The 15897-nt window shown below is 74.1% G+C and carries 11 protein-coding genes; 3 read left to right on the forward strand and 8 right to left on the reverse strand.

What is annotated here, in order from left to right:
• Positions 1-15 precede the first annotated feature (15 nt).
• Both FOF48_RS00685 and FOF48_RS00690 read left to right on the forward strand, forming a co-directional pair.
• The gene (locus FOF48_RS00685) at positions 16-828 is read left to right on the forward strand and encodes a hypothetical protein (RefSeq protein ID WP_143897731.1); all 813 of its coding nucleotides are present in this window, start codon (positions 16-18) and stop codon (positions 826-828) included.
• A gap of 47 nt (positions 829-875) precedes the next feature.
• The gene (locus FOF48_RS00690; protein ID WP_143897733.1) at positions 876-2402 is read left to right on the forward strand and encodes a WS/DGAT domain-containing protein; all 1527 of its coding nucleotides are present in this window, start codon (positions 876-878) and stop codon (positions 2400-2402) included.
• A 6-nt stretch (positions 2403-2408) separates the two neighbouring features.
• On the opposite strand, the gene FOF48_RS00695 is transcribed toward FOF48_RS00690, so the two are convergent.
• From FOF48_RS00695 to FOF48_RS00730, 7 genes are all read right to left on the reverse strand, one after another.
• Positions 2409-3752 (reverse strand): FAD-binding oxidoreductase, encoded by a 1344-nt coding sequence (locus tag FOF48_RS00695; RefSeq protein WP_143897735.1) that lies wholly within the window; start codon positions 3750-3752, stop codon positions 2409-2411.
• 181 nt (positions 3753-3933) lie between these two features.
• The gene (locus FOF48_RS00700; protein ID WP_143897737.1) at positions 3934-5316 is read right to left on the reverse strand and encodes a sigma-54 dependent transcriptional regulator; all 1383 of its coding nucleotides are present in this window, start codon (positions 5314-5316) and stop codon (positions 3934-3936) included.
• Positions 5313-6845: an ATP-binding protein gene (locus tag FOF48_RS00705; protein ID WP_143897739.1), complete on the reverse strand. Its 1533-nt coding sequence runs from the start codon at positions 6843-6845 to the stop codon at positions 5313-5315. The genes FOF48_RS00700 and FOF48_RS00705 overlap by 4 nt, the downstream gene beginning before the upstream one ends.
• A gap of 16 nt (positions 6846-6861) precedes the next feature.
• Entirely contained in the window at positions 6862-9924 is a 3063-nt protein-coding gene (locus tag FOF48_RS00710) for a FrgA protein (protein WP_143897741.1), read from the reverse strand.
• A gap of 50 nt (positions 9925-9974) precedes the next feature.
• On the reverse strand, positions 9975-12281 hold the full coding sequence (locus tag FOF48_RS37475; RefSeq protein WP_304503188.1) for an RDD family protein: 2307 nt from the start codon (positions 12279-12281) through the stop codon (positions 9975-9977).
• A 166-nt stretch (positions 12282-12447) separates the two neighbouring features.
• A complete protein-coding gene (locus FOF48_RS00725) occupies positions 12448-12714 on the reverse strand; it encodes a GlsB/YeaQ/YmgE family stress response membrane protein (protein ID WP_143897743.1) in 267 nt (88 codons plus the stop codon).
• Positions 12715-12823: 109 nt separating this feature from the next.
• The gene (locus tag FOF48_RS00730) at positions 12824-13558 is read right to left on the reverse strand and encodes a 16S rRNA (uracil(1498)-N(3))-methyltransferase (RefSeq protein ID WP_143897745.1); all 735 of its coding nucleotides are present in this window, start codon (positions 13556-13558) and stop codon (positions 12824-12826) included.
• A gap of 171 nt (positions 13559-13729) precedes the next feature.
• Between FOF48_RS00730 and FOF48_RS00735 the strand changes: the two genes are divergently transcribed.
• Positions 13730-14725 carry an asparaginase gene (locus tag FOF48_RS00735; protein ID WP_161663661.1) on the forward strand — a complete coding sequence of 332 codons (996 nt, stop codon included), beginning with the start codon at positions 13730-13732 and terminating at the stop codon, positions 14723-14725.
• Positions 14726-15003: 278 nt separating this feature from the next.
• Here FOF48_RS00735 and FOF48_RS00740 read toward each other — a convergent pair whose 3' ends face one another.
• Positions 15004-15870, reverse strand: coding sequence for a 50S ribosomal protein L11 methyltransferase (locus tag FOF48_RS00740; RefSeq protein ID WP_143897749.1), 867 nt, complete (start codon positions 15868-15870; stop codon positions 15004-15006).
• Positions 15871-15897: the final 27 nt, after the last annotated feature.

Raw genomic sequence — 15897 nt, forward strand, 5'->3', positions numbered from 1 at the left:
TAGCTTGCACCCCGCATGCGACCGCTCCGGCTCCTCGCCCTGCTTCTCGTGTCCGCCGCCGCCCTGCCCGCGGCGGGCCAGGCTCCGCAGCCCCCCAGCACCGTGGCGGGGGTGTGCGGGCGCACCAACTGGGCCTGCGTGGCGGAGTGCATCGACGCGGACTGCGTCGACACGTGCCTGCGCGAGGGGTGTGACCGCTCGCTGAAGCGGCTGAAGGCCTGCACCAGCAAGGCGGAGTGCGCACCGGATGACACGCAGTGCGCGGTGAAGGCCTGTGGACAGACCTGTGAGGAGTCCTTCGAGCCCGCGCCGAAGAGCCCGGAGCCGCGGATGGAGAACCCCTGCGAGGGTCCCCAGGCGCTCCAGGGGGCGGGGGTCCCGAAGGTGCTGGTGGGCACCTGGGTGCTGTCCGCGGCGAGCCTCCCGGACGTGGAGCAGGGGAAGGAGCACCGCCTGGAGGTTCAGCCCCGGTCCGACTACGCGCGCTCGTTGCAGGTGACGCCGTCGGGGTGCTTCGTGCTGAGGACCCGGCTGGACTCCGTGACGCTCGGGCGCGGCAGCATGCTGGACGTGCGCGCGTGGGGCACGATCGAGCTGAAGGACAAGAAGGGTCTGGTCCTGCACACGCGGGATGGCCAGGCGGTGGGGCCGGTGTGCGGCAAGGAGCGCGTGGTGCCGCTGTCGAAGGGCCGGTTCAAGGGCGGAGAGTTCACCTGGCTCGTCGAGGAGAAGAAGTCGCTCATCCTCACGGTGCCGGGCGCCACGCGGCAGACCTTCCAGTTCGAGCGCGAGAAGCCCGGGGCCCCGGTGCCGGAGCCCAGGCCGTAGGGGCGGGGGGCTTGCCCGGACGGGGGCGCGCGGGTGAGAAGGACGCCATGGCAGGCCGCGAGCGGATGGCGAGCATGGACGCGGCGTGGCTCCAGATGGAGGAGCCCGCGAACCTGATGATGATCACCGCGGTGCTGTGGTTCGACGGCGCGGTGGACCGCGAGCGGCTGCGCGAGGTGGTGCGCGAGCGGCTGGTGGAGCGCTATCCCCGGTTCAAGCAGCGGGTCGTGTCTGGAGCGCTGGGCTCGCCGCACTGGGAGGAGGCGCCGGACTTCCAGTGGGATGAGCACCTGTCCACGCTGTGCGTGCCGGCCACGGCGGGGCGCGCGGGGTTGGAGGCGCTGGTGGGGGACTGGCTGGGCGTGCCGCTGGAGCGCTCCCGTCCGCTGTGGCACCTGCACCTCGTGAAGGGCGCGGCGGGTGGGGACGTGCTGCTCGCGCGGCTGCACCACTGCATGGCGGACGGCATCGCGCTCGCGCGGGTGCTGCTGTCGCTCACGGATCCGGTGGGGCATGGCTCCTCCGAGGGCGCGCGGCCGGAGGCAGGGGATGCCAGGGCCCGCGAGGACTCGCGGTCAGGCGCGGGCTTCGAGGGCGCGCGGCCGGAGACAGTGGACGCCGGGGCTCGCGAGGACTCGCGGTCGCCCCCGGAGCTTCGGACGGCTTCGGAGACAGAGGCCGCTCCCCCGTCGCGGACGCCGGCCCGCGAGGCCGCTCCGCTCCTCGACTCGACTCCGGGCTGGATGCGGTGGGCCCGGGGGGCTCGCGCGGTGTTGCACAAGGGCGCGGAGCTGGTGCGCGAGCCCATCCTCGCGGGCGACCTCGTTCGCGACGGCGCCCGGGGCGCGGCGGCGCTGGGGAAGCTGCTCGTGCAGCCTTCCGACCCCTCCTCCCCGCTGCGTGGCCCCCTGGGGCTCCGCAAGGTCGCCGCGTGGTCGGAGCCCCTGCCCTTGGAGCGCGTGAAGGCCGTGGGCCGGAACCTGGGCGGCACGGTGAACGACGTGCTGCTCACCGCCGTGACGGGCGCGCTGCGCCGCTACCTGTCCTCGCTGGAGGCCCCGCTGGAGGACGTGCATGCGCTGGTGCCGGTGAACCTGCGGCCCCTGGATGCGCCCGTGCCTCGCGAGCTGGGCAACCGCTTCGGCGTGGTGTTCCTGCGGCTGCCCATCCACCTGGAGGACCCCCGCCGCCGGCTTCGAGAGGTGGCGAAGCGGATGGAGGCCCTCAAGCGCTCACCGGAGGCCGTGGTGACGTCCAGCGCGCTGGAGCTGCTGGGGCGCACGCCCGCCGCCGTGGAGCGCGTCGCCGTGGACGTCATGGGCTCCAAGGCGTCCCTCGTCGCCACCAACGTGCCCGGTCCCCGCCAGCCGGTGTCGCTCGCGGGCACGCGGCTGGAGGGCCTCACGTTCTGGGTGCCCCAGGCCGGCCACGTGGGCCTGGGCATCAGCCTCTTCAGCTACGCGGGCCAGGTGACCGTGGGCGTCGCGTCGGATGCGTCGCGAGTGCCGGAGCCCGGGGCCCTCGTCGCCGCGTTCCAGGACGAACTGGACGCGCTGGCGACGACGGCCCCCTGAGCCTCGCTACTTCGCGGAGGCGAAGAAGTGCTGCGGGTCGTACTTCTGGCGGATCTCCTTGAGCTTCGTCCGCGTGGCCTCCGGCCAGGCGCTGTCGTACTGCTCGGCCGAGCGCGGCCGGCCCATGAAGTTGATGGTCATCTCGGGCGACAGCCAGGGCTTCAGCTCCGCGCGCAGGCCCTGCTCGGCGCCGGGCAGGACCGTCTCGAACAGGGGCGGGTGCATGCCCACCAGCCCGGCCACGAAGTTGGCGCCGCGGCCTCCCACCGCCGAGCCGCCCTCCACGTCGCGCTGGCTGGGGCCGCCCAGGTGCCGCAGCTCCAGCATGAAGAAGGGCGTCTGCACGCCCGCCCCCACGTGGCGCAGCACCGTGGACGCGAAGTCCTGGTCCACGTGGGTCAGCATCATGCCGCTGGTCCACACGGGGCTGGGCTTGTCCGGATCATTGTGGATGCGGGCGATCTGCGACGCCGGCAGCTCGCCCAGCATGTCCAGGTAGATGGGGGCCAGCGCGCGCAGCGGCGCCGCGTGCTTCGCGCCCTCCTCGGTGGAGCCCGGGAAGGCGAAGCGCAGGTTGAGCACCGTGCGGCCGCGCAGCGGGGGCGGGATGAAGTCGAACGGCGGGAAGCGCATGACGGCGACGCTCGTCGACACGCGCGCGTCGGCCTCCGCCGTCCACTTCACCCAGCCGCGCAGCGCGGCCTCGATGTGCTCCTCCGCGAAGAAGAGGCCCCCCGCGTAGAGCGACGGCAGCTCCACGAGGCGCACCTTCACCTGCGTCACGATGCCGAACCCGCTCTTGCCGCCGCGCAGGCCCCAGAACAGGTCCGGGTGATGCTCCGCGCTCGCCTCCAGGGTCTCCCCGTCGCTCGTGACCACCGTGAAGCCGGTGACATAGTCGGAGCTGATGCCGTGGCTGCGCACGAGCGGCCCCAGGCCGCCGCCCAGCAGGTAGCCCACCACGCCCACGTTCGTCGACGAGCCCGCGACCGGCGCGAGCCCATGCTTCGCCGCCTCCGCGACCACGGGCTCCCAGCGCGCGCCCGCGCCAATGGTGGCCGTGCGCGACGCCACGTCGATGCTCACCTGGTTCAGCGCCTTCGTGGAGATGAGGATGCCGGAGGTGATGGACGCGTATGTCCCGTGTCCGGTGGCCAGCACGGAGACGGCGAGCTGGTTCTCCCGGGCGAAGCGCACCGTCTCCGCGACGTCCTGCGTGGACTGCGCCGCGACCACGAACTGCGGCGAGTGCGTGATGAGGACGTTGAAGCCGGCGCACTCCGGCGCATAGCCCGCGTCGGACGGGGTGTAGACAGGACCGCTCACGCGGCCAGCGAGGGACTGGGACATGGGGCGTTGCTCCTTCGTGTCGGCCAACCCATGCGGGTCGGGAGGGGCTTCGGTGGGATGCGGTGTCGCTTCGAGGGAGTCCGAGCGCGAAGCAGCATAAACCTGGAAGTCAGGCGCGTACACGGAAGCTGTCGTCGAAAACTGGTTCCAGCCGCCTGGGGCTTGGAGGCGCGCGGGGCGCCTACAGCAGGCCGTGCTCTTCCAGCTTGTTGTAGAGCGTGCGCCGGCTGACCCCGAGCAGCCGGGCCGCGAGGGTGCGGTTGTCGCCCGCGCGCTTCAGCGCATCCGCCAGGGCCTCCTTCTCCACGTCCTTGCGCCGTGACTCCAACGTCACGGAGTCGGAGGCGGCGCGAGGCGGCGGCGCGGCGACGGGCGGCGGCGCGATGCCCGGCTGGCGTGCCAGCTCGCGCGCCACGTCCGCGCCGGTGAGCACCGGCCCGTCGGAGAGGACCACCAGCCGCTCCAGGAAGTTCTGCAACTGGCGCACGTTGCCGGGCCATGGCTGGGCCTGGAGCGCCTGGAGCCCGTCCTCGCTCAGGGTGAACCGCGGGCGGCCATTCGCCCGCGCGTGCACGTCCAGGAAGTGGAGGGACAGGGACGCGATGTCCTCCGGCCGCTCGCGCAGCGTGGGCAGCCAGAGGGGCACCACGTTGAGCCGGTAGAAGAGGTCCTCCCGGAAGGTGCCCCGGCGCACCCCGTCCTCCAGGGGCTGGTGCGTGGCCGCGACGAACCGCACGTCCACCTTCACCGTCTGCGTGCCGCCCAGCCGCTCGAACTCGCGCTCCTGCAATACGCGCAGCAGCTTCACCTGCACGCTGGGGGACACGTCGCCAATCTCGTCGAGGAACAGCGTGCCGCCGTGCGCCAGCTCCACGCGGCCGGGCTTGCGCGTCGCCGCGCCGGTGAAGGCGCCCTTCTCGTAGCCGAACAGCTCGCTCTCCAGCAGCGTGTCCGGCAGCGCCGCGCAGTGCAGCTTCACGAACGGCCCGGAGCGCCGGGGGCTGCCCTCGTGCAGCGCCCGCGCGGCCAGCTCCTTGCCCGTGCCGGACTCGCCCCGGAGCAGGACCGTGGCGGTGCCCTGGGCGGCCTTCGCCAGCAGGGCCTTCACCTCCGACATCGCGCGGCCCGTGCCCACGAAGAGGCCGTCCTGCGCCTTGCCCTGCGCGCGCGCCGGCCCTGGCGCCTCCTGCGTGTGGAGCAGCGCCTTCTTCAGCGTGAAGAGCAGCTCCTCCCGGTCGAAGGGCTTGAGCACGAAGTCCGCGGCGCCCGCCTTCATCGCCTCCACCGCCAGCGGCACCGTGCCGTGCGCGGTCATCAGGAGGACGGGCACGTCCGGCCAGCCGCGCCCCACCTCCGCGAGCAGCTCCATGCCGCTCATGCCGGGCATGCGCACGTCGCTCAGCACCACGTCGATGGGGCGGCGCGCGAGCAGCGTCAGGGCGTCCTTCGCGCTCGGGGCCGGGTGCGGCGTGAGGCCCGCCTGGGTGAGCAGCGCGCCCAGCACCTTGAGCAGCGCCGGGTCGTCATCCACCACCAATACGTGGCCCTTCAGTGCCTCGCTCACGCGGCTTCTCCCTCGGACGCCGGGGCCCGGGGGACGGGTGTCGCGGGCAGGCGCAGGCGCAGGATGGTGCCACGGCCCTCGCCGCTCGTCAGGGATGCCGTGCCGCCGTGCGCCTCCGCCACGCGCCGCACGAAGGCCAGCCCCAGGCCGCTGCCCGTCGCCTTGGTGGTGAAGAAGTCGTCGAAGGCCCGCTCCCGCGTGCGCGCGTCCATGCCGCCGCCGGTGTCCTCCACGCTCACCTCCACCGCGTCGCCGTCCCCCTGCGTGCGCACGGTGAGGGTGCCTCCGGCGGGCATGGCCTCGAAGGCGTTGCGCACCAGGTTCTCCAGCGCGTTCGCGAGCAGGTCCTCGTCCCCCGCGCACTCGGGCAGGCCGGGCGAGAGCTCCTTCTTGAGCACGACCTCTCCTGGCGTGGCGAAGGCCTGGAGCGACAGGACGCCCTCCACCAGCCGGTTCACGTCCAGCGGCCGGCGCAGGGGCTCCACGCGCGCGAGTCGCTGGTAGGTGTCCGCCACCCGGTCCAGGCGCTCCACCTGCTCCAGCAGGAGGTCCAGGAAGTCTCCGTGCGCGTCCCAGGAGTGGCCGCGCGCGTGCTCCTCCTTGAGGTACTGGGCGGCGCCCTTGAGCGCGGCGAGGGGGTTCTTCAGGTCGTGGGCCATCTGCGCGGAGAAGCGCCCCAGCGTGGCCAGCTGTTCCAGGCGCTCGCGCCGGGTGACGAAGCCGGTGACGACCCGCCGCGCCGCCAGCAGCAGCGAGAAGGTGATGGCGGTGGTGCCCACGACGAGCGCCCCCGACTCCGCCGCGAAGACGCGGAAGAGCGTCAGGTACGCGAGCACGCCCGCCAGCGCGAGCACGACGGCGTGCACCGCCGCGCTGGTGGCCCGCGCGTCCCGGCCGAAGAGCTGGAAGCGCAGCGACGCGGTGGCCATCACCGGCAGGCCCAGCAGCGTGCCCACGTTGCCCAGCCTGGGCACGGGCAGCGCCATCTCCGCGGCCAGGTCCGTGAGCAGCAGCGCGACGAGCAGGGTGAGCCCCAGCAGCATCAGGCCCGCGCGCGCCCGTTCATCCGCGGAGCCCGCGCGGCGCAGGTGGCGCGCCAGCAGCACGAAGCCCGTGGCGAGGATGGGGATGGCCCCGGCGGCGACCGCCAGCCCGAAGCGGAAGGTGTTGATGCGCTCCTCCAGCGCGGGCACGCCCATGGCCACGAGCAGGGTCAGCGCCAGCGCGCTCATCCCGGCGTAGGTGGCGTACAGGGCCCAGGCGGAGCGGCGCCGGCGGCCCACGAACGCGAGGATGAAGTGCACCGCGCACGGCAGCGTCATCAGCGCCGCGGCGAAGCCCATCAGCCGCCAGTCGGAGTCCCCGGAGCGCGCCAGCCCGAAGGCGGCGAAGTTCCAGGTGGACAGCACGATGGACAGCAGCGACAGCGGCAGCGCCAGGGGGCTCTTCCCCACGCGCGCGAGCGCGATGCCGGCGAGGGCCAGCTGCCCCGCGCATGCCAGCAGGCTGACCCACATGGCGCCCGTCATCGCGCGCCTCCAGACGTCAGAGCATGCCCAGGCGCCGGGCGTTGGCGGGGTCCACCGCCGCGGACTCCCAGCGCCGCACCGCCGCTTCGCGCTCCGCGTCCGGCGCGTCCGCGTAGTAGCCGAGCGTGTCGTGCAGGGCGCGGCTGAGCTCCTCGATGGCCGCGAGCCGCACGTCCAGCTCGCGGTGTCGCAGCGCGGCCACCAGCCAGTCCGCGCGGCGGCGGCTGCGGTTCTCCGCCCACCACCCCGACCACTGGCGCGGCTGGAGGCCCAGCGTGGCGCGGGTGACCTCGCGCAGCGCCTCCGCGGCGGCCTGCGCGCACATCGCGTCGTCGCTGCCGGTGAGGTTGATGAGGCCTTCGATGGCGTCGCGGTCGTGCAGCGTGCCCAGGGCCCGGGCGGCCAGCGAGCGGCGCAGCGCGTCCCGGCTGGTCATCTCCTGGCGCAGGTCGCGCAGGGACGCGTCCAGGCGGGGCAGGTGCTTGAGCGCGGCGGCGGCCACGCGCGCGGCGCTGGAGATGTCCGGCTCCATGTCGAACAGGCCGCGCAGCACGCCGTCCACCAGCTCCGCGTAGGGCAGGTTGCCCGCGGTGAGCAGCGCCAGGTAGCGCGTGTCCGCGTCGTTCGAGTCCAGGAGCGGCGCCAGCGCGACGGCCGCGGGGCGGCCCAGGCGCGACAGGGCGGCGGGGATGGGGCCCAGCTCGTCCGCCTCCGGCAGCTCCACCACCGGCAGGCGGCTCCAGGCGGTGGGGCCGGGGAAGTGCTGCGCGAGCACGCGGGCGCTGGCCTCGGGCGAGCGCGCCAGCTCCGCCATCGCGCTGGAGCGCTGCGCGGCGTCCGGGCCGGTGAGCCGACGCAGGAGCGGCGCGAAGTCCGGGGGCGGGCGCTCCTCCGGGGACAGCACGCGCGGGGGCATGGCGGCGGCGCGGCCCAGGTTGGCCACGCCGCCCCGGCCGAACACGGGGTTCCAGCCGAGTCCCGCGACCACGGCGGGCGCGGGGGCGGGCTGGGCCGAGGCCGGGAAGCCGGGCACGTCCACGTCGATGGTGATGTCCTCTTCGGGCGTGCGCAGCGCGGCCACGCGCTGCTTGCGGAAGAGGATGAGCTCCTGGAAGGCGGCGGGCAGGTCCTGGCAGAACAGGATGTAGTCGCTCAGCCGGCGCTGGCTCATCGGCTTCTGGCCGCAGTCGCCGTAGAGGATGGACACCAGCCGGCCCTTCACCTCGACCGGGTACAGGAAGACGGTGCGAGGCGCCTGACGGCCGAAGAGCTCCAGGTAGTGCCGCGTGAGCGCGTCCGGGGGCAGCGGGCCCGCGTAGCTGCCGCGCGTGACGGCCACGGTGCGGAAGACGCTGCTCGCGTCCAGCGGGATGGAGACCTGGGACAGGGCGTTGGCGTCCAGGCCGTCGCCGCGCGCGTCCCAGCCACCGGCCGCGCCGCGCACCACCGCGAAGGCGGCCACGTAGTCGAAGGTGCGGCGGCCGAAGCGCAGGGCCACGTCCAGCAGCCGGTCCAGGTCCCGCGTCGACTCGCGCAGCGCGGCCCGGGCCTGGGGCAGCGTCCAGTCCGGCACGGCGGCATCCGGCGCGTTGGAGGCGCCCGGCACGGAGGCGGGCTCCGGCGTGGCGCGCGGACGGCTCGCGCCCGGGCTCGACGCCGGGTTGCTGAAGATGATGAACGACGGCTCCCCGCGGGGCGGCGTCGGAGGCACGGGCGGCGGAGTCGGCGTGCCAGTCGGAGCCGCGCGGTTCTGCTGCTCGGGCGCGGGCGGCCACACGGGAGGACGGGCGCCCGTGGCCTGCGGCGCCTGGGCGGCGGCGCCCGCGCGGGGCTGCGCGGTAGAGCCCGCTCCCTGCGCCGTCGTCGCGGAGGGGCCCTGCGGGGCCGCGGGGCCCGGGTGGGTCGCGCTCTGAAGCGTGGTGCCCTGCCGGCCCGAGGCGGCGGCCGAGTCGGATGCGCCCTGCGCGGAGGTGCCCGGCCGGCTGGAGCCCTGCGCCGCCGTCGTGGAGGGGCCCTGCGCGGGGGCGCCCGCCTGGGGCGCGGCGGTGCGAGGCGTCTGCGTGGCGGTGGGGGCCAGTCCCTGGGGCGCGGCTCCTGGCCGCGAAACCGCCTGCGCTCCGGGGGGCTGGCCCTGCGGCTTCGCCCCGCTGGGCGCGTCCACGGGCAGCAGCACGGGCACGGGTTGCGGCGGCGGCAGGGGCCGCTCTCCCGGCGGGTAGAGCGTCGGCGGTTCGGTGTTTCCGGACGCGCCCCGGTTCGGCGCCTGCGCGGCGGGCGGGGTGGGGCGGGCGGGCGTGCCCGGCATGTTCAAGCGCAGGGGTTCGCGCGTGTAGGCGGGGGGCGGGATGTCCGCCGGCGCCGGGGGCGGAGTGGGGCGCTGGACGGCGCGGGCCGTGGTGACGGGGCCCGCGGAGGTGTTGAGGCGCAGCGGCTCCCGCACGTACGCCGGCGGCGGGATGTCCGCGGGCGCGGGCTCACGCGAGGCGGGGCGGGGCCCGGCGGGCACGGGCTCCTGGGCCACGGAGCGCGCGAGCTGCTCCACCATGTCCACCGTCATCGACGATTCGTCATCCGGCGGCGGAGGAGGCGGCGGCGTGAGGGCCCCGGCCTGCTGCGCGGCGACGGCTTCGCCCAACTGGACGAACCGGGGCGGGAGCGGCTGGCGGTAGATGATGGAGATCCACTCGCGCACCCGCAGCTCGATGGCGACCCACAGCTCCAACGGCTTGCCGAGGAGGAAGCCGACCTCGTCCAGCTCCTTCTTCGGCACCGGGTAGGCGCACGCCACGTGGAGCGTGTTGCCGTCCAGGGACAGCGGGACGACGCTCAGTCGCTCAGCGATTTTCGGGGGGATGAAGCTGGCGACCTCGAGGTTGGGCTCGAAGTCCACCAGGTTCACGGGCCGGAAGCCGGAGACCTCGCCCAGCAGCGCGAGGACGTCCTGTTCGGAGAGGCCGCGCTCCAGGAGCGCGGTGTCCAGATGGCCTCCCTGGGCCTGATGCTGACGCAACAACTCTCCGGCCTGCTCCTGGGTCAGGAGGGCGCGCGAGACGAGGTGCTGGGCAAGACGCGAAGGCATGAAGGCCGCGGCATCTTACGGCCGCGGCCGCAAGGCACAATGAGTGGGTTTCAGCTCGGTTGGACGACGAAGGTGGACGTCAGCTTGTCATGAAGCGTCTGCCCGCGTCGGTCGAACAGCGCCATCCAGAAGCCGCCCAGGAACAGAACGAAGGAAACCCCGGCGAGCAGCGCCCGGAAGATGGCCCGGCCCGGGGTGGGCGCCATGCCGTGGGTGTCGACCAGGCGCAGGCCCAGGAGCAACCGGCCCAGCGTGCGTCCATTCCAGAGGAAGGCCGCGACCGCGCAGTAGACGGTCGCCAGCACCAGCATCAGGACCATGCCCGGCAGCAGCACGGTGTGCAGCGCGCGCAGCCAGGCCACGAACGCGTCCAGTCCGGTCAACCCGGGCTGGGGGCCCTTCACGCCCGCGACCGACGAGGCCAGGGTGATGTAGGCCGCCGCCACGGCGCCGATGGCCGCGGTGTCGACGGTGAACGACAGCAACCGGCGCCACAGCGACGCGGGCCTCGCGTGCACCTCGCCAGCGGCCGGAGCCGCCGCCTTGGTCACCTTCGACTTGGAGGGCGCGGCGGGGGCCGCCGAGGCCTCCATGCGGGACACGCCCGGAGCAGGAGGCGAGGACGCGGTGGCGAAGGCCGGGGTCTCCAGCGGAGGCAGGAAGGCCGGATCCTCCATCATGGGCAGACCCGGCGCGGCGTCCCGGCGGGGCAGACCGGAGGACCGCGCGGGGCCGTCCATGCGAGGCAGACCTGAGGACGCCGGGGCGGCGTCCCACTGCGCCGGACCGGAGGCATTCCCGTGGTGCATGCCGGAAGCAGCCTGGGCGGAGGCGTTCTCGTAATGCGTTCCGGACGCCGGCTGGGCGGAGGCATTCCCGCGGTGCATGCCAGACGCATCCTGGGCGGAGGCGTTCTCGGAGTGCATGCCAGACGCAGCCTGCGTGGGGGAGTTCGCGTGAGGCTGCCCGGACGCGGCCGCCTGCGCGGAGGCGTTCCCGTGGGGCAGCCCGGACGCTGAAGGCTGCGCGGCCACGCCCATCCGAGGCTGAGCCGGAGGGGCAGGGTGCGAGGCCGCGCCCATGCGCGGCAGGCCCGCTGCAGCCTGCGCGGCCACGTCCGTGGGCGGCAGGCCGACGGATGCGTGGGGCTGCGCGGCCGTTCCCGGACGCGCGGCCTGCGCGTCCATGCGGGGCAGACCGGGTGCGCCCTGGGCGGCATCCCTGCGAGGCAGACCGGAGGCCTGCGCCTGGGGCCGGGCGCCATGTGGCTCGGTGCCGTAGGCGGGCGTGGGCGCGGAGCCCGGACGGGGCTCCATGGCGTTCATCAGAGCCGGCGCGGCGCGAGGCGCGGCGACCCCCGGAATCTGGAAGCCCGGCTCCGGCATGGCCGGCGTCGGCGCGGCGCGCGGAGGGGCCACGGCGGCCAGCGGAGCCACGGCCGGAGGAGGCTGCGCCGTGGCGGGGCGCGGAGGAAGCACGGCGCCTGAAGGAGCATTCGCGGAAGCCAGCGCGGCGCGAGGAGGCATGGGCGCGGCGGCGGGCGTCGCCACACGGGGAGCCTGCTGCGCGGGAGGCCGGGCCGTCTGGCCTTCACCGTGCGGTGCGGCGGCTCGGAGCGCCGCCTCGGGCGAAGGCGCGGCGGCGCGCGCGGCCGCGTCCATCGGAGGAGCGGGAGCACGCGGAGTCGCACGGGCGGCTGCGTCGGCCTGTGGCGCGGCGGACCGGACCTGTGCCTCCGAAGGCGGCATGGGGGCGCGAACCGTCGCATCGGAAGCCGGAGCCGCGGCGCGAACCGTCGCGTCGGAGGCCGGAGCCGCGGCGCGAACCGTCGCGTCGGAGGCCGGAGCCGCGGCGCGAACCGTCGCGTCGGCCTGGGGCGTGGTGGCGCGAGCCGTCGCGGCAGGAGCCGGAGCCGCGGCGGGCGCGCGGGGCGTCGCGCCGGGTGCGCGCACCGCCGGTCCATCCGTCGGGGGCACGCCGGCGCGAGGCGCGGCGACACGCGGCGGCGCGGCGGCGGGCGCCTGCGCGGGCTGGGGAGCGGGTGCTCGGGGCGGCGTCGCCGAACGAACGGCGGGCGTCATCCCCGGCGGGGTGATGGGGCTCCGGGGCGGCTCCATCACGAAGGCAGGCGTGCCTCGCAGCGTCTCCGGCTCCACCGGCTCATTGTTCAGGGTGACGGGATCGCCGCCCATGTCCAGGGCGTCGCGATCCCCCGCCTTGCGACGGTCGATATGGATGTCGCGGTCGAGCAGGCTCGGGATGGGAGCCGCCACTGGCGGGCGCGCGGCATTGGCGGCGCAAGCAGGGCAATCTCCGACCGGCGGCAGCGAGGCGCCGCACTTCAGGCACTTGGACAACGGATCCTCCCGGTGACGCGAACAACCGTCGCCATGAAAGGCCGCATTCAGGCCTGTAGCAAGAAAAGGACAAGCCCCCGAGGCCCCTCGCCCGAGGAACCGTCAGGGGCTCGGCAACCCTGTGGCATCCCGCCCTTCGGAGACGGTGCGTACGGGGCGCCTCACGCTAGGCGTGGACGCGGCGCCGTCCCGCCGCTCCCACGAGGAGCAGCACGATGATCGATCCCACCACCGACATGATGATGCCGGAAGCATGCAGGTCGAAGAGCCGTCCGTTGCGCTCGAAGAGCGAACCGATGAGGCCGCCCACCAGCGAGCCGACCATGCCCAAGAGGGTGGTGGCCATCAGGCCCATGCTCTGCTTGCCCGGCAGGATGGCCCGAGCGATGAGGCCCGCGATGAGGCCGATGATGATGAAGGCGATGATCCCCATGAGAGTCTCTCCCGTGTGAGGGACCCGCGAGGTCCCGAATGGCTGAAACGTAGGAATGGCCACACGGATCCGTGACTCAGGGTGGGGGAAGGGCCTGCCCGTCCGCCTGCTAACCGAACGACCCATCCAGGTGCTGCATCACCGCGAGCGCCGCGAGCGCCGCCGTCTCCGTGCGCAGGATGCGGGAGCCCAGCGTCACGGGCCTTGCGCCCAATGCGCGCAAACCGTCGACCTCCTCGCGAGCAAGCCCTCCTTCGGGGCCAATCACCAGCGCCACCGGGGTCCCCGGCCCCGCGCTCCGGAAGGCCTCACCGAGCGGCACCGCGGACTCCTCCTCGTCCAGCACCAGCAGGAGCGTGCCCGGCGTCAACGCGCGCGCCGCGTCCAGCAAGGGCTGGGGCGGATGCACGGAAGGGACGTCGTCGCGGCGACACTGGCGCGCGGCCTCCTCCACGATTCGGGCCCACCGCTGCGTGCGCTCCTCGGCGCGCTTCGGCTCCAGCTTCACCACGCTGCGCGCCGTGGCCACCGGATGGAACGCGGTGGCGCCCAGCTCGGTGCCCTTCTGAAGCACCATCTCCAGCTTGTCCCCCTTGGGCAGCCCCTGGAGCACGTGCATCCGTCGCGCGGGGGGCGTCACCCGCACGGTCCCCAACACCAGCCGGACGGCCTCCGGCTCCAGCCCCGTGACGCGCGCCTCGAAGGCGCGGCCCTTGCCGTCGAACACCTCCAGCGCGTCGCCCTCCGACAGCCGCAGCACGTGGACCAGGTAATGGCGGCGCTCGCCCGTGAGCGTCACATCGGAGGGGGTGGGCTCGGGCAGCGGAACGAAGAGGCGGACCACGGCGGCTTCCTGACTCAAGAAGGGGAGGGACGCCCGGAGGATTCAGCAGGCCCCGCCCGGACACCAGCCCACATGCGGCCAGGCCCTTCCTTTTCCGGACGCGCGGCCCCGACCGTGTCCCACCGCGGCGGGACACGCGGGCGGGCCTCCTGCTATGGGCCGCGAGCGCCCATGTCCACCTTCGTCATCGAATCCACCCGCTCCGGCTTCGTCGAGTCCCTTCACACCGTGTCCGTCGCGGTGGTGAGCGCGGAGGGCTCGCTCGTCGCGTCCGCGGGCGACCCGGACCGAGCCACCTTCTGGCGCTCGGCGGCCAAGCCCTTCCAGTCGCTGCCCATGGTGCAGGACGGCGCGGCGGACCGCTTCGGCTTCGGCCCGCGCGAGCTGGCGCTGGCGTGCGCGTCCCACTCCAGCGAGCCCGTGCACCGCGCCCTCGCCATGCGGATGCTGGCCGCGTCCGGCTGCGACGAGCGCGACCTCGCGTGCGGCCCGCATCCGTCGCTGTCGCCCGCGGTCGCGGAGGAGGCGCTCAAGGCGGGCGTGGTGCTCACGCCCCGCTGGAACAACTGCTCCGGCAAGCACGCCGGCATGCTCGCGCTGGCCCGGCATCACGGCTGGGACCTCCAGGGCTACGCCAGCGCCGGCCACCCGGTGCAGGAGCGCATCCAGGATGAAATCGCGAAGTGGACGGGCCTGCCCCGCGACGCGCTGGTGACGGGCGTGGACGGCTGCGTCGCCGTCTGCTTCGGCCTGCCCCTGCGCGCCATGGCCACCGGCTGGGCTCGCTTCGGCATCTCCGAGGACCCCGCCGCGCGCCGCCTGCGCGAAGCGATGCTGGCGCACCCGGAGCTGGTCGCGGGCAAGGGCCGCGCGTGCACGGACCTGATGACGGCCTTCCGGGGCGAAGCCGTGGTGAAGATTGGCGCGGAGGGCGTCTACTGCGCCGCGCTGCCCCGGGCCCGCCTGGGCATCGCCCTCAAGGTGGAGGATGGCGATGCCCGCTGCGCCACTCCCGCCCTCCTCGCCGTCCTCCGGGCCCTGGCGGACCCTCACGGCCTGTCGCTGCCCATGACAGGCCTGGAGCACCACGCGGAGCCGCGCCTGCTCAATACCCGGAACGAGGTCGTGGGCTCCCTCCGCGCGGCCGGGGCACTCGGCTTCGTCTGAAGCCTGAAGCCTGAAGCCTGAAGCCCCTCGCGCCGAAGCCCGCTGTAGCGCGGAAGGTCACCCGCGCCGCGGGTTCTGTAACCCTTCCCGCTACAACCGGGCCCGGTGTCCCCCGGTCGCCCGGGGACGCGGCGGCCGGCACGCGGACTGCATTGCTCGCACCCGGCGGGAGTCGCGAGGTCCTGTAGTCAGGGGGAACACCGCGCGAGTCCAGAAGGGGTCGGGCTCTCGGACATCGTGTTCGTGGCCCGGCCCCCTCTTGTTTCTGGAGGCGTGGGTCAGCGCTTCAGGTCGATGCGAACCCACTCGCCCTGCTGCGCGCCCGCCAGCACCGTGCACCCGAGCTTCTGGTACGCGGCCTCCACGTCCACGCGCTGGTGCGAGAGCACGCCGGCCAGCACCAGCCGGTCCTTCGCCTTGGCGACGATGAGCGGCGCCAGCTCGATGAGCGTGTTGGCCAGGATGTTCGCGAGCACCAGGTCGAAGGTGCCCGGCACCTGCGTCAGCTCGCGCCCGGAGATGTCCAGGTCGGGCGTCGCGTTGTCGGCGCAGTTCTCCTGCGCCAGCTCCACGGAGGTGGGGTCGTTGTCGGTGCCCACCACCGTGCCCGCGCCCAGCTTCTTCGCGGCGATGGCGAGCACGCCCGTGCCGGTGCCCACGTCCAGCACGCTGGCGCCCGGGTGCGTGGCCATGAAGTCATCCACCGCCGCCAGGCACAGCGACGTGGTGGGGTGGTCTCCCGTGCCGAAGGCCATCTTCGGCTCGATGACGATGCGCACCTTGTCCTGGGGCGCGTTCGCCACGTCCCATGGCGGGCCCACCCAGAGGCGGCCCACGTTCACGGACTTGATGAGCGACTTCCACTCATTGCTCCAGTCCTGCTGGGGCTGCTCGTCCAGCGCGACGCGCGCCTTGGGGTGGCTCTCCACCACCTCGTCGCGAGCGGCCTCCGCGCTGGCGCGGTCCTCGAAGTAGGCGACGACGATGGACTCACCCGTCGCGGGGGCGCGCACGCCCGGCATGGTGGGCGTCTCGTGGTCGCGGACTTCCAGGCCCAGGGCGCCGGCCTCATGGAGGAGGTCCTGGAGGATCTCCGACGCTTCCTCCGCGATATCCACGGTGAGTGAAAGGTAGGTCTGGGACATGCGCCCCTTCTACCCCAGCCGGTGCGG

Origin of the sequence: Corallococcus sp. Z5C101001, from assembly GCF_007352635.1 — a bacterium.
In the GTDB taxonomy this organism is placed as follows: Bacteria; Myxococcota; Myxococcia; order Myxococcales; family Myxococcaceae; genus Corallococcus; species Corallococcus silvisoli.